Source organism: Pseudomonas sp. R84 (genome assembly GCF_009834515.1).
GTDB lineage: Bacteria > Pseudomonadota > Gammaproteobacteria > Pseudomonadales > Pseudomonadaceae > Aquipseudomonas.
The window spans coordinates 4,590,389-4,609,873 of sequence record NZ_CP019426.1 but is presented as its reverse complement, the minus strand read 5'-3'; the positions used below and the strand labels follow the sequence as shown (position 1 = coordinate 4,609,873).

At 59.6% G+C, this 19,485-nt stretch carries 15 protein-coding genes; 5 read left to right on the top strand and 10 right to left on the bottom strand.

Translation table 11 applies throughout. The features are described from left to right. Positions 1-79: 79 nt before the first annotated feature. Both PspR84_RS20285 and PspR84_RS20280 read left to right on the top strand, forming a co-directional pair. Positions 80-565 carry a glutathione peroxidase gene (locus PspR84_RS20285; RefSeq protein ID WP_093099714.1) on the top strand — a complete coding sequence of 162 codons (486 nt, stop codon included), beginning with the start codon at positions 80-82 and terminating at the stop codon, positions 563-565. Further along, positions 562-1,023: a MarR family transcriptional regulator gene (locus PspR84_RS20280; protein ID WP_160058901.1), complete on the top strand. Its 462-nt coding sequence runs from the start codon at positions 562-564 to the stop codon at positions 1,021-1,023. Before PspR84_RS20285 ends, PspR84_RS20280 begins: the two co-directional genes overlap by 4 nt. Here the strand turns inward: PspR84_RS20280 and PspR84_RS20275 are convergent. Continuing rightward, a complete protein-coding gene (locus PspR84_RS20275; protein ID WP_160058900.1) occupies positions 1,007-3,328 on the bottom strand; it encodes a response regulator in 2,322 nt (773 codons plus the stop codon). The two genes, PspR84_RS20280 and PspR84_RS20275, sit on opposite strands and share 17 nt — an antisense overlap. 167 nt (positions 3,329-3,495) lie before the next feature. On the opposite strand from PspR84_RS20275, the gene PspR84_RS20270 reads away from it, so the two are divergent. Further along, positions 3,496-4,386, top strand: a complete 891-nt coding sequence (locus PspR84_RS20270; RefSeq protein ID WP_160058899.1) for an ATP-binding protein — start codon at positions 3,496-3,498, stop codon at positions 4,384-4,386. Continuing rightward, entirely contained in the window at positions 4,383-4,865 is a 483-nt protein-coding gene (locus PspR84_RS20265) for a GAF domain-containing protein (RefSeq protein WP_160058898.1), read from the top strand. The genes PspR84_RS20270 and PspR84_RS20265 overlap by 4 nt, the downstream gene beginning before the upstream one ends. On the opposite strand, the gene PspR84_RS20260 is transcribed toward PspR84_RS20265, so the two are convergent. From PspR84_RS20260 to PspR84_RS20225, 8 genes are all read right to left on the bottom strand, one after another. Continuing rightward, positions 4,866-7,811, bottom strand: a complete 2,946-nt coding sequence (locus PspR84_RS20260; RefSeq protein WP_160058897.1) for an HD domain-containing phosphohydrolase — start codon at positions 7,809-7,811, stop codon at positions 4,866-4,868. It abuts the gene before it with no gap. A gap of 47 nt (positions 7,812-7,858) precedes the next feature. Next, complete coding sequence (locus PspR84_RS20255; RefSeq protein WP_160058896.1) at positions 7,859-11,503, bottom strand: transporter substrate-binding domain-containing protein; 3,645 nt, start codon at positions 11,501-11,503, stop codon at positions 7,859-7,861. Positions 11,504-11,511: 8 nt separating this feature from the next. Beyond that, positions 11,512-12,138 (bottom strand): response regulator transcription factor, encoded by a 627-nt coding sequence (locus PspR84_RS20250; protein WP_007908640.1) that lies wholly within the window; start codon positions 12,136-12,138, stop codon positions 11,512-11,514. A gap of 361 nt (positions 12,139-12,499) precedes the next feature. Continuing rightward, complete coding sequence (locus PspR84_RS20245; protein WP_160058895.1) at positions 12,500-13,828, bottom strand: deoxyguanosinetriphosphate triphosphohydrolase; 1,329 nt, start codon at positions 13,826-13,828, stop codon at positions 12,500-12,502. A gap of 76 nt (positions 13,829-13,904) precedes the next feature. Beyond that, entirely contained in the window at positions 13,905-15,068 is a 1,164-nt protein-coding gene (locus PspR84_RS20240; RefSeq protein ID WP_160058894.1) for an EAL domain-containing protein, read from the bottom strand. A gap of 123 nt (positions 15,069-15,191) precedes the next feature. After that, the gene (locus PspR84_RS20235; RefSeq protein WP_160058893.1) at positions 15,192-15,530 is read right to left on the bottom strand and encodes a hypothetical protein; all 339 of its coding nucleotides are present in this window, start codon (positions 15,528-15,530) and stop codon (positions 15,192-15,194) included. After that, entirely contained in the window at positions 15,527-15,913 is a 387-nt protein-coding gene (locus PspR84_RS20230; protein ID WP_016985474.1) for a phage holin family protein, read from the bottom strand. Before PspR84_RS20230 ends, PspR84_RS20235 begins: the two co-directional genes overlap by 4 nt. A gap of 2 nt (positions 15,914-15,915) precedes the next feature. Further along, the gene (locus PspR84_RS20225; RefSeq protein WP_025113166.1) at positions 15,916-16,230 is read right to left on the bottom strand and encodes a YqjD family protein; all 315 of its coding nucleotides are present in this window, start codon (positions 16,228-16,230) and stop codon (positions 15,916-15,918) included. Between the two features lie 303 nt (positions 16,231-16,533). Between PspR84_RS20225 and PspR84_RS20220 the strand changes: the two genes are divergently transcribed. Continuing rightward, positions 16,534-17,742, top strand: coding sequence for an ammonium transporter (locus tag PspR84_RS20220; protein WP_160058892.1), 1,209 nt, complete (start codon positions 16,534-16,536; stop codon positions 17,740-17,742). Here PspR84_RS20220 and PspR84_RS20215 read toward each other — a convergent pair. Further along, complete coding sequence (locus PspR84_RS20215; protein WP_160058891.1) at positions 17,739-19,451, bottom strand: monovalent cation:proton antiporter-2 (CPA2) family protein; 1,713 nt, start codon at positions 19,449-19,451, stop codon at positions 17,739-17,741. The two genes, PspR84_RS20220 and PspR84_RS20215, sit on opposite strands and share 4 nt — an antisense overlap. Positions 19,452-19,485: the final 34 nt, after the last annotated feature.

The window sequence follows — 19,485 nt, the reverse complement described above, 5'->3', positions numbered from 1 at the left end:
TTATTCGATAATTAAATTGCACGCAATTTAATTGCTCGCTATGTTTGGCCTTTCCCGACTTTTCTGCGGAGCCCGTCCCATGAGCGACAACCTGCTGAACATCCCCTGCACCACGATCAAAGGCGAGCAAAAGACCCTGGCCGATTTCGCTGGCAAAGCGGTTCTGGTGGTCAACACCGCGAGCAAGTGCGGTTTCACCCCGCAATACAAAGGCCTTGAGGAACTGTGGCAGACCTACAAGGATCAGGGCTTGGTGGTCTTGGGCTTTCCGTGCAATCAGTTTGGCAAACAGGAGCCGGGCAACGAAGGGGCGATCAGCGAATTCTGCGAGCTGAATTTCGGTGTCAGCTTCCCGCTGTTCAAGAAAGTCGAAGTCAACGGCGCCGGCGCTCACCCACTGTTCGTACAGTTGAAGAAACGTGCACCGGGTGTACTCGGTTCTCAAGGCATCAAGTGGAACTTCACCAAATTCCTCATCGGCAAGGACGGCCAATTGGTCAAGCGCTTCGCCCCGGCGACCAAGCCGCAGGACCTGAGCCGCGAGATCGAAGCTCTGCTCAAATGAACAGCCTGCCGGTCGATTCGTTGAAGCTCGACAACCAGTTGTGCTTCAAGCTGTACGCCGCCTCCCGGGCGGTGATTCGTGCCTACAAGCCGATGCTGGATCAGCTCGGTCTGACCTACCCGCAGTACCTGGCGATGCTGGTGCTGTGGGAATGGCAGGACGCCGCGCCGGAGCAACCGACCGTCAAGGCCTTGGGCGAACGGCTGGCGCTGGACTCGGGCACGCTGACGCCGTTGCTCAAGCGTCTGGAGCAATTGCAGTGGTTGCAGCGCCAGCGTTCGACGCGTGACGAACGGGAAGTGCACCTGAGCCTGACACCGGCTGGCCAAGCCTTGCGCGAGCAGGTCGGACCGCTCAAGGCCCGACTGCTGTGTGACAGCGGGGTGGATCTGGACCGCCTCAATGACCTGCGCAACGGTCTCGATCACTTGCTGGGGCAGATCAAAGTGCTGTCGTAGTCGGGATCCACTGATCAAGCAATGCCGCGAGTTCTTCACGGCGGAACGGCTTGGCCAGATAGTCGCTCATGCCGGCCGCACGGCAGCGTTCGCGTTCCTCGGACATGGCGTTGGCGGTCAGAGCGACGATGGGCAGGCTCGGCCAGCGCCCACTCTGACGAATCTGCCGGCTGGCTTCGTAGCCGTCCATCACCGGCATGTTGCAGTCCATCAGTACCAGATCGAATTCGTGATACTCCAACTGATCCAGCGCTTCGGCACCATGGGCGGCGACGATGACCTCACAGCCCAGTTTGCCGAGCATGCCTTTGGCTACCAGTTGATTGACCGGATTGTCCTCGACCAGCAGCACCCGCCCGCGCCTTAGGGTCGGGGATGTTTCAAGTTGCGCATCATTGATGGCGACGATTTCCGGTTGCAGTGTCCGTCGCAGGTTCTGATAGAGCGCGTTGCGCGCCAACGGCCGTGCCTGTTGTTGCAGAGGGGCGAGCGCGGCCGCTTCTTCGCTCGGCAGAAAGCTTCCGTAGGCGGTCACCAGCAAAATTGGCGCAACGAGCGTTGGGCGCAAGCCGAACAGACACTCCGGACAATCGGTGATCACCACGTCTGGCGTCAGGCCCAGCAGTGAGTCATCGATGGTGCGCTGCTCGTATGTCAGTCCCCACACCGGCAGCAGGCTTTGCAGCAGTTCCGCCAAGCCACTGCTGGCGGCGGTGATGGCGAGGATTTTCCCGTGCAGCGGCGCAGGTGCCAGCGCGCGGGTATGGCAGGGCAAAGGTAGCTCGGCGCAGAACTGACTGCCAAACCCGGTCTCGGAACTGATGGTCAGGCGTCCCTGCATCGCTTCGCAGAGGTTGTAGGTCAGCGCCAGTCCCAGTCCGGTGCCGCCGTACTGTCGAGTGATGCCGGCGCCCGCTTGAGTGAACGGCTGGAAGATTTTCAACTGCGCGTCCTGGGCGATACCGATGCCCGTATCGCAGACTTCGATGCGCACGCCATCCTGGTAGGTCGACAAGCGCACATCTACCCGGCCGAAGCGGGTGAATTTCAGTGCGTTGGACAGCAGATTGCTGACGATCTGCCGGACGCGGGTCGGATCGCCCAGTACCAGTGCCGGGAAGTGCGGGTCGATCAGGCAGGTCAGCTCGACGCTCGGCGCGGCATTCTGCGACAGCAGGTTGGCGGTGTCTTCGATCAATGAACCGAGGTCGAACGGGATGTGCTCGAGCTCCAGTTGCCCGGCATCGAATTTCGACAGGTCGAGAATATCGTTGAGCAACTCGACCAGCACCTTGCCCGAATCGTGAGCGATCGACAGTTGTTGCTGCTGTTCGGCATTCAACGGACCGTCGAGCGACAGCGCGATCATCCCCAGCAGGCCGTTGAGCGGCGTGCGGATCTCATGGCTCATGTTGGCGAGGAACGCCGAGCGCGCCTCGGCCATTTCCAGAGCGGTGCTGCGGGCGACTTCGAGTTCCTGATTGGACTGGCTGAGCCGCGCGTTGATTGCCTTGAGTTCGGCGGTGCGCGCCGAGACGATGTTTTCCAGTTGCCCGAGGTAGTCGGTCAGGCGGTTTTCGGCGTTGCGCCGCTGCTGGATCTCGGTGGCAATGTTCTCGAATTGCTGATTGGCGACTTTGACCAGCACGCCGATTTCATCGTTACCATGGCCGGAAGGGCACTCCAGTGTGGTCGGCTCGGCGCTGCGCGGGTCGCGCCCGCTGAGTTCGCGGATCACCCGCACCAACGGTTTGGTCAGCATCACGTAGAAGAGCGCCAACAGGAGGCCGGTGAGAATCAGGCTGCGGGCGAACCCATTGAGCAGGGTGACCTCGGCCCGGCGCAGGAAACGGCTGCCAAAGGCATAGGTGTCGACTTCAAGGCTCAACACTCCCAGCGATTCATTGGGCAGATGATCCAGATACAGACGATCCTCGAACTGCCGCTTGGCGCCAAACAGGAAGTCGCTGATCACGCGATAGCCGCTTTGCAGTTCCGGGCGTTTGACGCTGGCCAGCACCGTATTGTTGTTGTCGATCAGTTGCGCCGAAATGATCGCCGGTGAGCGCAACAGGCCCAGGGTCAGTTCCTGCGCCAGTTCGGCGTCGATGTTGTAGGCAATCCGTGAGGCCGGGTTATGGCTGATTTCCAGCAAAGACAGGATTTCACGGTTGATGGAGGCGTCTTCGCTGGCATAATCGATGCCGATTTGCAGCAGGCTGAGCAGCGTGCCCAGAATGAACCCGACCAGCACAGTAAGCCTGGCTTGCTTGTAAGACAGCCGGTGGGTGAATTTGATATCCATGGGGTGTTGAACCACTTCCGTTTCCCTTCGCTGCTCAAGCATAGTCGATCATGTATGGATACCGAGGTTCCCGAATCGCCTTGTAACAAGGCTTGGTAGGCTGAATTTTATCTGTGTGTCGTCGCAGCAATCGCCATCATCACTGTGAACGTGCCCGAGGAGAAGACGTGGATTCCCGATTGAATGCTTTTCTTGAACGTGCCGAGTCGGTTCTGGCGCGGATCGAACCGCTGTTGCCGGCACCACGGCCGGTGATCGACTGGAACACTTGTCTGGCTGCACGCTGGCAGCGCGACGGGCGCAGCGGTTACTTGTTGCCGCTGGAAGTCAGCCTCGACATGCGCCTGTCCGACCTGATCGGTGTTGACCGTCAGCTCGAACAACTGGGGCGCAACACCCAGCAATTTCTCGATGGCATGCCGGCCAACCATGCATTGCTCTGGGGCTCGCGTGGTACCGGCAAGTCGTCGCTGGTGCGCGCGTTGCTGGCGGAACACGCCGGCGCAGGCCTGCGCCTGATCGAGATCGAGCGTGACCATCTGGCGGATCTGCCGCGGGTGGTCGAGCAGATCGGCAAACTGCCGCAGCGTTTCGTGCTGTTTTGCGATGACTTGTCGTTCGAATCCGGTGAAGGCGATTATCGCGTGCTCAAAAGCGTGCTCGACGGCTCGCTTGAGCAGGCCCCGGACAACGTTTTGCTGTACGCCACTTCCAATCGTCGTCACCTGGTGCCGGAGAAGGAAAGCGACAACGAAAACTGGAAACGCGTCGACGGCGAACTGCACCCCAGCGAAGCCGTTGAAGACAAGATCGCGCTGTCGGACCGTTTCGGTCTGTGGCTGTCGTTCTATCCGTTTACCCAAGAACACTTCCTCAATGTCGTTGAACACTGGATTGGCCAATTGGCCGCCAAGGCCGGCCTGAGCTGGCAGCGCGACGAAGAACTGGACATCCTTGCCGTGCGTTGGGCCACCGGCCGCGGTAATCGCAACGGACGTTGCGCGTACCAATTCGCCCGTTACTGGGTGGGACTGAAATTGTTGGAGCACAAGGCATGATTGATTTGCAACAAAGCGGCCAGGGCCTCGAAGGCTATGGCATGTTGACCGCACAATTGGAATCGCTGCTGGCGGACGAGCGCGACTTCATCGCTAACGCCGCGCAGTTTTCGGCGTTTCTGTTCAACCAGCTCGATGACCTGAACTGGGCGGGTTTTTACCTCAATCGCAATGAGGAACTGGTGCTTGGCCCGTTCCAGGGGCAGATCGCCTGCGTGCGCATTCCGTTCGGCCGTGGCGTGTGTGGCGCGGCGGCGGCTACTCGGCAAACCCAGCGCGTTGAAGATGTGCACGCCTTCCCGGGGCATATCGCCTGCGACAGCGCTTCGAACAGTGAGCTGGTCGTGCCGTTGGTCAAGGAGGGTCGCCTGATCGGTGTTCTCGACCTCGACAGCCCGAAACTGGCGCGTTTTACCGCGCAGGATCAAGCCGGTATCGAGCAACTGGCAGCGATTTTCCTGCGCCTGACCGACTGCTGATCATGCGGTGAGGCCAGCCTTGTGCAACAGGCTGGCCGGATCGACGCTGTCGATCTGCCCGGGATCGAGAAAGCGTACGGCGTACTGCATGTACACGCCTTCGTTGATGAACAAACCAAACAGCTGTGCATCAATGTGCTCCTCGCGGCACATGGTCGCCATGATCGCCAACGCCTCACCCAAGGTTTTGGCTTTCTTGTACGGGCGGTCGGCCGCGGTCAGCGCTTCGAAGATATCGGCAATCGCCATCATCCGCGCCGGCAGGCTCATGTCTTCACGCTTCAGGCGTTTCGGGTAACCGGTGCCGTCCATTTTTTCATGATGACCGCCGGCGATCTCGGCAATGCTGTCGAGGTGGCCGGGGAAGGGCAGATGGCTGAGCATCATGATCGTCTGCACCATGTGATGATTGATCACATAGCGCTCTTCACGGGTCAGGGTGCCGCGGCTGATACTCAGGTTGTACAGCTCGCCGCGATTGTATTTGTAGCGCGGCACATCCAGCTTGAAGCCCCACGGGTTGTCTTCGGGAATCAACTCGTTCGGGTCGCGCTCGAGCAGGTGCTCGGGCTTGTCCGCCAAAAGCGTTTCACTGACCGGCAAGCTCGGTGCCGGCGTGCGCGACTGACGCCGATTCTCCTCCCATGACACACCCAGCCGGTCATCCAGGGTGCGCATCCAGGTGCGCCCGGCCAGATGATCAAGGCGCTGCAGATCTGCTTCGGCCATCGCTTCACTGCCCAGATTGCAGCGGGCGACAAACGCAAAATCATCGTCCAGCGCCGTCAGCGTGGCGTCGCGCAGCTCGGCCAGTGCGCCCTCGTCGCCGCCCAAGGCCCGTGCCTGCCAGTAGCTGATCCAGGCGTCACGTTTGAGCACTTCGAAACGGGTGCGGATTTCATGAATACGGTCATTGATGGTTTCCAGTTTAGTGGCCTTGTCGACCACGTATTCCGGCGTCGTGACCTTGCCGCAGTCGTGCAGCCACGCGGCAATGTGCAGGGCTTCCCATTCATCCTCGCTCGGTTGGTAGGCACTGAACGCCGGGGCCTGGCTGGCCGCCGCGGCCTGGGCAAGCATCAGTGTCAGCTCCGGCACCCGCTGACAATGCCCGCCGGTATACGGACTCTTGGCGTCGATGGCGCCGGCGAGTAATTGAATAAAGGCGTCGAGCAGTTGCTTCTGACGAGCTTGCAGACGCTGGCTCTCGATGCTCACCGCCGCCGCGCCGGAGACAGCCTGGAGGAACGCGATGCGATCAGGGCGCAGTTTCTCCAGATCGGCTGCCGTGCCACTGTCGTTCACCAGCAGAATCAGCAGACCGATGGTTTCGTCGTGGCGATTGTGCAGGCGGATGCCGATGAGATGGATGCGTGGCGATTGCATCGCCAACAGAACCTTCTGCAGATCCCCGGCTTGATCGACGCCGAAGTTGCTGACCACGTTGTTGGCGCCGACCAATTGTTCAAACCATGCCGGCCCTTTGTTCTGTTGCAGGTCGTGGCCCTGAATGTCGAACGCTTCCAAGGCCTGAGACGTACCATCGATCACCAGTCCGTAAGGCTCCATGCGGCTGCTGTCACTTTCCCGCAGATAGATCAGCCCTGCCTGCGCCTGGGCGATCTGCACCGTTTCGAACAGCACCCGTTGCAGCAGCGGGGCGAAGCGGGTTTCGGCGCCGAGGGTGTCGGTGATCCGGAAGAAGCTCGCCAGGGTGTCCTTCATCCGCGCCATCGACACGCTCAACTGGTCGACTTCAAGCACTGGCGAGCGACGTGCCAGCGGAAAATTGAAATCGAAACTGCGGATCGCGTCCGCTTCCTTGACCAGCGCATGCAGCGGCTTGACCAGTATCCGCGAAATCACCCAACCCAGCGGCAGGCACAACAGCAGGGTCGCGAGGGTGATCAGCGCGCCTTGCCAGCGTAAACGGTAGGCATCAATCAATAATTCATCTTCCGGCACCAGCAGCGCCAACTGCAATCCTTTCGGGCCGCCCTCCTGAATACTGCTGCGGGCGACGATCCACTGGCGACCATCGGCTTCCAGGCGATTACCCGTGGCTGCACCGGACAACAGCGCATGCAAGCCCGGACTCAGATCCGCCGCTTTGGCCAGTGAGGCCGTGCTGCCGTCGATGATCAGGCGCTCGCTGTCGGGATAGGCCACGGCGTTGCCGTCGGCATCGAACAGGGCAATCTCGGTGGAGGCTGTGACGACATGTTTGCTCAGCGCAGCCGACAGGGCGACCAGCGTCAGGTCCGCGCCGATCACGGCGTTCTCGCCGCTGCGCCGGGCCAAGGTCGTGCCGACGTTGTGCGTGGAAAAAAACACGTAGGGTTCGGTGGTGATTTGTTCGTTTTGCTGGCGAGCATCGTTGAACCACGCGCGGCTACGCGGATCGTAGCGGTCATCGGAGTTGTCCTGACGGCTGATCGGCGTCAGTGCCTGATCGAAGAACAGTGACTGCGAGTGCGCCGCGCCCTGCGGGTCGTGCTCGATACTCCAGACCTGGTACGCCGCCGCATCCGGGGCCTTGAGCAGCGTCTTCAAAGCGGCGCTGCGCAACGGCCGCACCATGAAAAAATCGCCATTGGCATAACCCAGGTACAGCGAGGCCAGATTCGGGTTGTCGACGAGCGACTGGCTGAACGGTCGGAGCAAGGGCAAGCGTTGTTCGAGGCGAGCGGCCTGAGTGGCGGGGTTTTCGGCCAGCAAACTCAGCAGGTGGCGGATCGGCTGATAGGTGGCGGACATGTCCAGCCGAATGTCCTGTTCGATCCGCTCGAACAGCTTCTCGCTGCTCGACAGGATGATCTGGGTGGTCTGGCGGTAATTGAACAGTCCCAGCACGACCCCGGTAAGCAGCAAGAGGAAGGTGAACATGACGCTGATGTGCACGTGCAGCGGAAACCGGCGTTGCTCCGGGCGCAGTGGGCTGGGCATTTCTGGCTCTCCATGATGGTTAACTCACTGCTCAGCGCCAAGCATAGTTAAGGCAAGCTCATTGTGCTTTGATCCGACACCGCCAATTGTTGCTGCAAGGCTTGCTCAAGATCGAGCATCGCCCGGTTGCTCGCTTCGCAACAGCGGGCGATCTCGTCTGTCGACATGACCTCGGCGCAGGCCTGCTCAAGGGCATCGCAACACTCGATCACGCGTGATGCCTGAGCGATACGCGCGGCTCCCTTGATCTTGTGAGCGACCACCGCCAGCGCCCCGCGATCATGTTCAGGCGACAGCGCGAGCAGTTCCTGACGATCGAGGCGGCTGCTTTTGAGCAGCTCGGCCAGCAGGCGGCGAGCTTGAGCAGGGTTGCCTCCGGTCAGCATGTTCATGTTCTGCAGGTTGAAGGCTGGTGGTGCAAACGTCGGCGTGATGCCATCGACCCACTGGCTGAGCAGGCTCAGGCTCAAGGGCTTGAACAGGCAATCGTTCATGCCGGCCTGTTTGCAGCGCTGGATTTCCTCCGGCTGTGCATTGGCTGTGAAGCCCAGTACGGTGCAGGGTGGGCAGCGTGTCTGAAGTTCATGCTGGCGAATGGCGCGAGTCAATTCGTAGCCATTCATCAACGGCATGTTGCAGTCGACGATCACCAGGTCGAAATGGCCGGCCTTCCACAGTTCGAGGCCACTGCAGCCGTTCTCGGCAATGCTGAATTGATGGCCGAGAAACTCCAGTTGCTGACACATCAGCAAGCGATTGGCCGGGTGGTCATCCACCACCAGCACACGCAGGGGAGAGCAGGATGTCTTGATCGCAGGTTCACTTTTGATCGTATTCACCTGTATCGGCAGTGTTTCCAGGGCCAGTGAGAGGCAGACCTGGGTACCGATGCCCGGCTGACTGCTTAATTGCAGTTGTCCACCCATCATTTCGCACAGGTTGCGACTGATCACCAGCCCCAGGCCGGCACCGCTTCTGCCTTGTTGACTGCTGTTTTCGGTCTGGGCAAACGGTTCGAACAAGCGTTGCTGATCCTCCGCACTGATGCCGACACCGCTGTCCTGCACGGTCAGTTGCAGCAAGGCGCGGGCGGGCGCATCGGTGTTCATGAGATCGAGGGTAATGCGCACATGGCCTTGTTCGGTGAATTTGATCGCATTGCTGACCAGATTCGACAGCACCTGTTTGAAACGCAAAGGGTCCAGATACACATCGACGGCCAGATCCGGCGGATTGAAGATGACTTGCAGGGAGAGATTCTTCTGCCGCGCGAGACCGTCGAAGATCCTCGCCACTGACGTCACGGTGTCGACCAGATTGACCCGTTCCGGGCAAAGACTCAGGCGTCCGGATTCGATCCGCGCGATATCGAGAATGTCACCGATCAACCCCAGCAGATCCTTGGCCGAATGATAGGCCGTGTCGATTGATGAGCGATCCGGATGTTGTTGATCCATGCGTTTGAGCGTCAGTTCGAGCATGCCGATCACGGCATTCATTGGCGTACGGATTTCGTGACTCATGGTCGCCAGAAACGTGCTTTTCGCCCGGTTGGCATCATCTGCCTGTTCTTTGGCCGTGCGCAGTTCCTCGAACAACTGACGGCGGTCGCTGATGTCGATCCAGCCGCCGATGATGCCTTGCACATCACCGCTGGAGTCACGGTACGGCAGTATCCAGTGATAGATCGTCAGACGTCGGTTACCGATGTGCAAAGGCCGGTCGACGACCATCGGTGTGCCTTCGGCGACGACGCGTTGATAGTCGGCCTGAAAAGCCTGAGCCTCGAAGGCGTTGCTCAAGGTGCCCTCGATGACGCTTTTGCCGATGACGTCTTCGCGTTTGGCATTGAACGCTTCGAGGTAGCTTTCATTGCAGCTTTGCAGCAGACCTTGGCGGTCGCGCACATAAATCGGATGCGGCGTGCCGTCGACCAGTGAACGCATGAATTCGAACTGGTCGTTCAGCGCGCGCTCGGCGGCCTGGCGTTGTTTGATCTGGTGACGCATATAGGCGTTCCAGGCCAAAAGCAGCAGCAGTAGCAGGCAAGCGCCGACGATCACTTGATAAAACAGGCGCTGGTAGTTGTGCCAGATGTTTTGAGACGCCGTGGAATAACCGCGCCAGCGGCCATTGATCACGCCCAGCTCATCGGGGGCGATGCTCAACAATGCTTTGTTGATGATCGACGTCAGCTCGGTGTTGTCTCGAGCGGTTGCCAGCGAAAATGCCGCCTGGCCGGTGCCGATGGTGGTGGTGATCTGCAGCGCTTGATTAAAGATCCGCGAAGAAATGAAGTAGTTGGCAATCACCAGTGAGTTCACCGCGCCGTCGACATGCCCTTCTGCGAGCAGCGACACCGCGCTGAAGGTGTCCGCGGTTTCGATCAACTGGATGCGCGGGTACTCTCGGCGCAGGTATTCGACCATCGGATTGCCTTGGGCAATCGCCAGTTGCTTGTCTTTGAGCTGGCCCAGGTTGGTCGGGCCGTCGGCACTCTTGCGGGTCAGCAGAACGTAGGAATTTTCCAGATAGGGACGACTGAAGTTGAGGGTTTTTTCGCGCTCCGCTGTTGGCAACAATGCTGCGATCAGATCGGCTTGATGGCGGTCTATCTGCTGGATCATTTCCGCGTCATTGCGGCTGCGCCGGATCTCGAAACGCAGGCCGGTGCGTAGGCGGATCAGTTCGAGCAGGTCGGCACTGATGCCGCGAAAATTGCCGTCGTTGTCAAAGAATGTCAGGGGCGCGAACGCTTCATTCACGACCACGCTGACCACCGGATGCTGTTTGAGCCACACCTCTTCGCGCTGGGTCAGTTGCATTTTTCGGTCAGTGAGCAACAGATCGCTGCCGGCGCTCCAGCGCTTGGCAATATTGTCGCGTTCGCTGGCAGGCACTGCCTTGAGTACGGTGTCGACGATGTCGAGCAAGTGTGGGTTGTTGCGGCGCACGGCGAAGCTGAACCCCTGGGCTTCCTGCTTGCCGAAATTGGCCATGCGCACATTGTTCAGGTAACCCTTGTTGATCATGTAATGAGTCGACAGGGTATCGCCGAGAAACACATCGGCCTGATCAAACGCGACGGCGTTGATCGCGTTCTGGTAGGAGGGGTAGCAAGTAATGAGCGCCTTGGGATACAGCGCCTTGACTTCGGGTAACGGCAAATAGTGATAGACCATGCTCAGCCGCAGCCCGGCCAGGCCTTCGGTGAGTGAGCGGGTTTCGTCTTCGCGGGTGACCAACACCGGCAGGTCGATGGCATAGGGGGTCGACAGCGCCAGATTGGCATTGCTCGCTTCGAACCCGTTCGCGGTACCCAGCAGGTCGACCTGGCCATCGACCAGTGCCCGAATCGCCGCATCCCGGGAAGGAAAGCGCTGCACCCGGACAGGTAGACCGGTGGCCTGGCCAAGGAGTCCGGCGTAGTCGGCTGTCAGCCCTTCGTAATCCTTGCCACTGACCGTCATGTCAAACGGCGGGTAGTCAGGCGCCGAGGTGCCCAGAACCAGTTCGCTACGTGCACGCATCCAGTGCCGCTGGGACTCATCGAACGTGATCGATACCGGCTCGTTTGCCGACCTGCTGAGCAAGGCATAGTCCGGTGAAGTGCCGGGCATGGCGAACACATTGGCGCTCAGGTAAAGACCTGCACTCAACGCAATTAGATAGTCCTTCAAACGGCTGGGCATGCGGGCTCTCACACGAGTGCGTTTCGTTTGGCCATCTCGATAAGTTCTACAAGGGATTTGGCCTTGAGTTTCTGCATCAGTCGTTTTTTATAAGTGCTGACGGTTTTATTACTTAGAAACATGCCCTTGGCGATCTCTTTGTTAGTGCGGCCTTGGGCGAACAATTGCAGAACCATCAGCTCGCGATCATTGACGGATTTGAACAGTTCCAGTTCGGCAAAACGGATATCGTCACTGCGAACCGGATTCAATGCCTGGCTGGGGAAATAGTTGTAACCGGAAAGTACTGCCTTGATTGCACTGACCAGTTCACTCAGGTCCTCCTGTTTGCAGACATAACCCGATGCGCCGGATTGCATGCAGCGAATGCCGAACAGTGTCGGACACTGCGCCGTCAGAATCAGGATTTTCAACGGCGAGCCCATGGCGTTGAAGCGGGCCAATACTTCCAGGCCATCCAGCTTGGGAATACTCACATCGAGAATGACCAGATCGGGCATGCACTCGCGCACCATTTGCATGGCATCGACTCCGTTATCGGTTTCACCGACGACCTTGTAACCTTCATGCTCCAGCAGCATTCGAACGGCGAGACGGATGACCGGGTGATCGTCGACAATAAAAACGGAGTTCATAATCAAATCCCATGCAAGCACGAATAAAGCGCGCACCTTAGCTCAGTTGAATGAGCACTCGCATGAAGTGACATGGCTCTAGTCACGTTATCGGATTAATCCTACAACCAATAAGGAAGCGGACTACGTTCAAACTAGGTTTGACGTAAGGAGGAGCAGAATTTGAAGAGGCTTATAGTTTGACTTGATTGATTTGCAAGTACTGGCTGTAAAGGGCTTTTTGTAGATGTTTAAACTTGCTTAATTGCCGCTTGGTCATTGTGGGTTTTCAGACCTGTCAGTCGCTCGTAAAAATCCGTGGGTCGACGATGGGGGGCTGCATGCGGGTGGCCAAAACTATCGCCGCCCGCATGCGATGGGGTCAGTGGCTGGAGCGGCCGGTCATTTCCAGCGCCATGTCGCTGGCGTAGCTGTCGGTCATGCCGGCAATGAAATCGATCATGCGCAGAAACGACGTGTGTAACGAACCCCGAGGATCCGGCGCGTTACTGCCCAGCAGATCGAGAATACGCCGGCTCTTGAACGACGGCGTACGCCCGTTGTGTTGTTCCAGCGCGGCACCGCAGAACGAATTGAGCAAGATCTCCAGCGTCGTATAGGCGCCGATTTCATGCAGGGTTTTGCGTTTGTCCTGAAAGATTTTCTTGCGGGCGATGTCCTTGGCATTCAGCACGCAACGCTTGGCCGGGCCGTGCATGTGCTCCACCAGATCGCCGTGCAGCGTGCCGGCGAGCAGTGCATCTTGTTGCTCGACAAAAGCCCGCGCCGCAGCGTTGGTCAAATGCTCGATGGCCTTGCCGCGCAGGATCGCCAGTTTGCGTCGACGCGAATCCTGTGGGCCGAGCTGACGATAGGTTTCCGGCAGATCATCACCCACTAGCCCGAGCAGCAGGGATTCGACTTCGGCGTATTCCAGTAGCTCCATTTCGAGGCCGTCTTCGAGGTCGATCAGCGCGTAGCAGATGTCGTCGGCGGCCTCCATCAGATACACCAACGGATGACGCGCCCAACGCTGGTCTTCGATTTGCGGCAGGCCCAGTTTGTGGGCGATCTGCTCAAGCAGCGGGAGTTCGCTCTGATAGCAGCCGAATTTGTGTTTCTTGTAACCCAGGGAGTCGGCGTGACGCGCGGTCCACGGGTATTTCAGGTAGGTGCCGAGGGTGGCGTAGGTCAGCCGTGTACCGCCGTCGAACTGGTGATACTCCAGCTGAGTCAGTACGCGAAAGCCCTGGGCATTGCCTTCGAAGTTGAGGAAGTCAGCGCGTTCGGCTTCACTCATGCCGTCCAGCCAGCCACGCCCGGCGGCCTGCTGGAACCAGTGGCGAATGGCATCTTCACCGGAATGGCCGAACGGCGGATTACCGATGTCGTGAGCCAGACACGCCGACTGCACGACCATGCCGAGGTCGGCCGGGTCGCACCATTCGGGCAAGGCACTGCGCAGGGTTTCGCCCACCCGCATACCCAGCGAACGGCCGACGCAACTGACTTCCAGCGAATGGGTCAGGCGTGTGTGAATGTGGTCGTTGCTGGTGACCGGGTGCACCTGGGTCTTGCGTCCGAGGCGGCGGAAGGCACCGGAGAAAATAATGCGGTCATGGTCTTTGTGGAAAGGGCTGCGGCCAAGTTCTTGCGGGCTGTGCAGCGGCTTGCCGAGGCGTTCGCGGTTGAGCAGGGTTTGCCAATCCAAGGCTGATTCTCTCCGTCAGGTGGCTGGGGGCGTTGGCCCCTAGCTTCCCGGTTCGCGCACGCCCCTGCAAGCGTAACTACAACCCTGCCGCGTCGATGTCGATCAACAGCAAACGCTCACCGTTGTCAAAAAACTGTCCGGCCGTCAGGCAGTATTGATTACTGGTGGCATCGCGGTAGGTATTGGAGAGTGTCAAACGCCGCTCCTCCCAGCCTTCGGCAAGCAAATGATAGAAGTACGGACGCCATGACCAGTTGTGCCCCAGATAACGATTGTCGGCGACCCAGCCGTGCTGCCGCCATTCGAGGTTGGGCGTCAGTTGTGTGCCGTGGCGATCGCATTGATAGAAACGCAGCAGCCAGGGGAAGGCCTCCAGTTGTGGCAATGCGCTTAACGGTGCACGTGCCTGAGCCCAGGCTTGCAGGATCGACATCAGTTCAGCGAGTTGCTGGCGCATTTGCATCAGCCGCCCGCGCTCGGCGAGCTTCTGCCGGACATAGCGCTGGCGCAGTTCGGCGAAGCGTTGCACGAACGCGTCAGTGGGGAAAAACGCCTCCTGTGCCCGCGCGAACAGGAAACCCTGTACATAGCGCGATCCGCATTCCAGGGCGAAATTCAGCTGTGCTTCGGTCTCGACGCCTTCGGCAATGATCCAGCAACCGGTCTTCTCAGCCATCTGTGCGAGAGCCTTGACCACATCACTGCTCGGCCCACCCAGTGCCGCGGCCTGGAACAGACGCATATCGAGTTTGAGAATGTCCGGTTGCAGGGCCAGTACACGATCCAGTTGCGAGTAGCCGGCGCCAAAGTCGTCGATGGCGATTCTCGCGCCCGCCTCGCGATAGCGCGCGACGACTTCGGCCAGGCGTTGACCATTGCCAGCCAGTTCGGTGATTTCGAAAACAATACGTTGCGGATCGATGTTGTAGCGTGCCAATTGCTTGAGGCTGGGCAAGGCTTGATCGGCGCGCAGGCGACTGATCCAGCGCGGTGACATGTTCAGGCTGAGAAACCAGTCTGCCGGCGCTTCGTGCAAGCGGCTCAAGGCGTTGTCGCGGATCTGCCGGTCGAGGCGCCGCAGGGCTATGGCGGGTGTGCGCGGGTCGGCGAACAAAGGCCCGACCGAATTCAATTGACCGTCAGCCTGGCGCAGGCGACCCAGCGCTTCAACGCCGGCAATGCGTCCCGTGGCGGTATCGATAAAAGGTTGAAAGCAGGCGAGCGGTTGCCCGTCGATCACGGGGCCTCCTTAGTGGTTCTTGTTCTGATGAACCCCGCCGACCGGGTAGGCGCACGGGATTGAACCTCCGGATAAAGAGGTTCATCCCGCCGCTATTGCAAGAATGTAGCCAGATGTATCTGCTTAGCGTTTCGCCGAGCTCTGCATGACCAGTTTGATCAGCGGACCGAGACTGGTGCCGAGTCGGATCAAGCGAGTCAATCCGCCAGCGCCGCCGCTTTTCGCGCCTTTGCCGGTGATAAAACCCAGTAGCGTAACGGCGGCCACGCCCCACAATGGCGCGTGTTTGATGCCGAAGCCACCTTGCAGGTTTTGCGTCATGCCGCGCATGCGGTGCAGGGGTTGCAGGACTTGCCCGGCTTCATGACGGATTTCCTGACGATGCATTTCCATGCGCAGACGGATCAACGCCTTGCGCATTTCCCGACGCGAGCTGTTGTGTGGCAGTTCAGGCAGGCTCATGGCAGCAGGCGCTCCCGGTCGTTGGCCAGCTCTTCGAGCGTGCCGTGGAAAGGCGAGGACTCATCGAAGATTGCTGCCTTGAGGCGCAGCCCACAGAAGATCGAGGCCAGGGTATAGAAAACGCACAGGCCAATGATCGCGGCCAAGCGGTAAGTGTCCCAGAACACGATCATCACCAAGGTCGATAACCCCACCAGCAATAACAGGGCAAAGACCAAGGCCAGGCCGGCGAACAGCAACAGGCTGACGGTGCGTGATTTCTGCTCCTGCAATTCGATGCCGAACAATTCGACATGGCTGTGCAGCAGACCGAGAACGGCGGCGCCCAGGCGTCGCGTGGAGGAGGCGGTGCCCGCAGTCGGGCCGGATTCACCGATCGACATAATCAGCGCCGAGTAGCCAGCAGGCCGATCAGGAAGCCGACACCGGCAGCGATACCGACGGACTGCCAAGGGTTGGCCGACACATAATCTTCAGTGGCAGTCACGGCGGCCTGACCGCGATCACGCAGGGTGTCTTCGGTCAGTTTCAGGGTTTCGCGGGCGCGCAGCAGGCTGTCGTGGATCTGCTCGCGCAGCTCATCGGCCTGATCGCCGGCCAGAGTGGCGGTGTGCTCGAGCAAGCGTTCGGTGTCGGCGACCAAAGTCTGGAAGTCGTTCATGAGGATTTCTTGAGCAGTCTTTGCCTTGATGCTGGCCATGGTGGATCTCCGTAAGTGACGTCTGAAGCGTTCGAGTATGAGCCTTGCGCGAAGGTTCAGTACAAATGACTGGTACAACTTTTGCTGTGTCGTGGTGCGTCGCTCGGCGTTGTGCGCTGTTGCCGGGCGTGCGCCTTGAAAAACCTTATCCCAAACAAGCCCGGTTCGTGTCAGGACATCAACCTCGTGCGCCAAAGCAGTTCGCCGGACATCCGGATTCGTGACTGCGCGGTCGCAACTTGGTGCATGAAATGTGCGCATGAACCGCTTTGGTGCCTTTTTCGCCTTTAGGTCTGCCTGCTTATGGAAAATCTGCAAAGCGCTGTGGACACCCTGGTTCACAGCTCCAATACCTTGTTCATTCTGATCGGTGCGGTGATGGTGCTGGCGATGCACGCCGGTTTCGCCTTTCTGGAGGTCGGTACGGTCCGCCAGAAAAACCAGGTCAATGCGCTGTCGAAGATTCTCAGCGATTTCGCCGTCTCGACGCTGGCCTATTTCTTTATAGGCTATTGGATCTCTTATGGCGTGACGTTCATGCAGCCGGCGGCGGTGCTGAGCGCCGATCACGGTTATGGACTGGTGAAGTTTTTCTTCCTGCTGACCTTTGCCGCTGCGATCCCGGCGATCATTTCCGGTGGCATCGCCGAACGCGCGCGTTTCGTGCCGCAGTTGTGTGCCACGGCGCTGATTGTCGCGTTCATCTATCCGTTTTTCGAAGGCATGATCTGGAACGGCAACTACGGCCTGCAAGCGTGGCTGACGGCGCAGTTTGGTGCCGCTTTCCATGATTTCGCCGGTTCCGTTGTAGTGCATGCCATGGGCGGTTGGCTGGCGCTGGCGGCGGTATTGCTGCTGGGGCCGCGTAATGGCCGATATCGCGACGGTCGTCTGGTGGCGTTCGCACCGTCGAGCATTCCCTTTCTGGCGCTGGGTTCGTGGATTTTGATCGTCGGCTGGTTCGGTTTCAACGTGATGAGTGCGCAAACACTGCAAGGCGTCAGCGGTCTGGTGGCGGTCAATTCGCTGATGGCGATGGTCGGTGGCACGATGGCAGCGCTGCTCGTCGGGCGCAATGACCCGGGCTTTCTCCACAACGGTCCATTGGCCGGTCTGGTCGCAATCTGTGCCGGCTCCGATCTGATGCATCCGGTCGGCGCCTTGGTGACTGGCGCGATTGCCGGTGCGCTGTTCGTCTGGTGCTTTACTGCAGCGCAGGTGAAATGGCGCATCGATGATGTGTTGGGCGTGTGGCCGTTGCATGGCTTGTGCGGCGTCTGGGGCGGGATTGCCTGCGGGATCTTCGGCCAGACTGCGCTTGGCGGGATCGGTGGCGTCAGCCTGATCAGCCAGTTGATCGGCACCGCACTCGGCGTCGCGGTGGCGCTGATCGGTGGCTTCGTCGTTTACGGCGTGATCAAGGCTCTGCACGGGCTGCGCCTGAGTCAGGAACAAGAGTTTTACGGCGCCGACCTGTCATTGCACAAGATCGGCGCGGTGAGCCAGGACTAAGTCTCGGCATCGTCGCTACCGGGATAAAAGCCGTGGAGCAGGCGATAGCGGTCGATGCGCACCTGATCGACTTTTTCCTGCACCTGATGCGCCGGCAAGCCAAGCATGATCAAAGCGTGGGCGGCGAGCATCAGGCTCGACTCCAACAGCTCCGGCACCACTTCGGTGGCGCCGGCGGCTTTCAATTCGGCCCATTGGCTGTCGTCGCGGGTGCGCACCAGGATCGGCACGTGGGCGTTGAGCCGGCGCGCTTCCTTGAGGATACGCAGGGCAATGTCACTCTGATCCACCGCAACCACCAGCAGTCTGGCGCGCAGCAGGCCAACGGCGATCAGCAGATCGGCGCGTGACGAGTCGCCGTAATGCACGTCACTTTCTCCACTGGCGGCTTCCTGTACGCGAACCGGATCACTGTCCAAGGCGATATAAGGCTGTTTGGCATTGCGCAGGAAACGCCCGATGGATTGGCCGACGCGGCCGTAGCCACATATCACCACGTGCTGATTGAGGTCGGCGTTGAGTGCGCTGATCTCCTCGATCTGTGCTTCCTGATTGGGCTTGCGGTGCAGGGCGGCCGCGATGCGGGGAGCTGCGCGCAGCAACAGTGGCGTCAGCAGCATCGAGCAGAACGTTGCGGCGAGCAGAAGATCGCTCAATGCTTCGGGCATCATGCTGTGTTGCTGCATCTGCGCCATCAGTGCGAAGCAGAACTCGCCACCTTGAGCCAATGCCAGACCGCTGCGCCACGCCGTTTCGCTGTCGCTGCCGCGCCACTTCACCAACAAGGCGACGACGATGCCCTTGATCACCATCAAACCGACGGTGAGCCCGAGGATCAGCAGGCTGTGACTGACGAACAGTTGCAGGTCAATGAGCATGCCGATGCTGACGAAAAACACGCCGAGCAGGATGTCGCGGAATGGCCGGATGTCGGCCTCGATCTGATGCCGATAGTGGCTTTCACCGAGCAACATGCCAGCCAGAAATGCACCGAGGGCAGGGGACAGGCCCAGCAGGTGAGTCAACCACGCGGTCAACAGCACAATCACCAGCGCCAGCAGCACGAACAATTCTGCCGAGCGTGACGCGGCCACTTCATGAAACAGCCTCGGCAGTAACCAGCGACTGGCCAGCAGCAGACCGACAAACAGCACCACGGTTTTTGCCAGCGTCAGTGGCAGCGCCCAGTACCAGGCTTGCTCGCTGCTGCCGGCGAACACGGGCACCAACGTCAGCAGCAATACCGCGACCACGTCCTGAAACAGTAAAACACCAACCGCATTCTGGCCGTGGCTGCTGAACACCTCGCCAAGGCTGCCCAACTCTTTGGTCACAATCGCCGTTGATGACAGCGAAAGCCCGGCGCCGAGCAACAGCGCGGGTGTGATCGGCATGCCCAACAGCATCAATAGCAGCCCGAGCAGCGCGGTGCTGACCAGCACCTGCTGACTGCCGAGACGGAACACTACTTGGCGCAGCGCGATCATCTTCGACAGGGAGAACTCCAGACCCAGTGAAAACAACAGAAACACCACCCCCAACTCCGCGACGTCGGGCAAGTGTTCGCTCTCGTTGACCCAGTCGAACGCACTCGGTCCGACCAGCAGTCCCACGCACAGATAACCCAGAACCGGCGGCAAGCGCAGGCGACGGAACAGGGCAATCACCACGAGAGAAGAGGCGAGGATGATCAACAGATTGGCAAACACTGGACACTCCGATGTCAGATTCAGGCTTTTCAAG

Coding starts and splice junctions, on each gene's coding strand:
- PspR84_RS20280 (WP_160058901.1), top strand. CDS start 562: ATGAACAGCCTGCCGGTCGATTCGTTGAAGCTCGACAACCAGTTGTGC.
- PspR84_RS20230 (WP_016985474.1), bottom strand. CDS start 15,913: ATGTCGATCGGTGAATCCGGCCCGACTGCGGGCACCGCCTCCTCCACG.
- PspR84_RS20275 (WP_160058900.1), bottom strand. CDS start 3,328: ATGGATATCAAATTCACCCACCGGCTGTCTTACAAGCAAGCCAGGCTT.
- PspR84_RS20265 (WP_160058898.1), top strand. CDS start 4,383: ATGATTGATTTGCAACAAAGCGGCCAGGGCCTCGAAGGCTATGGCATG.
- PspR84_RS20250 (WP_007908640.1), bottom strand. CDS start 12,138: ATGAACTCCGTTTTTATTGTCGACGATCACCCGGTCATCCGTCTCGCC.
- PspR84_RS20220 (WP_160058892.1), top strand. CDS start 16,534: ATGGAAAATCTGCAAAGCGCTGTGGACACCCTGGTTCACAGCTCCAAT.
- PspR84_RS20285 (WP_093099714.1), top strand. CDS start 80: ATGAGCGACAACCTGCTGAACATCCCCTGCACCACGATCAAAGGCGAG.
- PspR84_RS20260 (WP_160058897.1), bottom strand. CDS start 7,811: ATGCCCAGCCCACTGCGCCCGGAGCAACGCCGGTTTCCGCTGCACGTG.
- PspR84_RS20225 (WP_025113166.1), bottom strand. CDS start 16,230: ATGGCCAGCATCAAGGCAAAGACTGCTCAAGAAATCCTCATGAACGAC.
- PspR84_RS20255 (WP_160058896.1), bottom strand. CDS start 11,503: ATGCCCAGCCGTTTGAAGGACTATCTAATTGCGTTGAGTGCAGGTCTT.
- PspR84_RS20235 (WP_160058893.1), bottom strand. CDS start 15,530: ATGAGCCTGCCTGAACTGCCACACAACAGCTCGCGTCGGGAAATGCGC.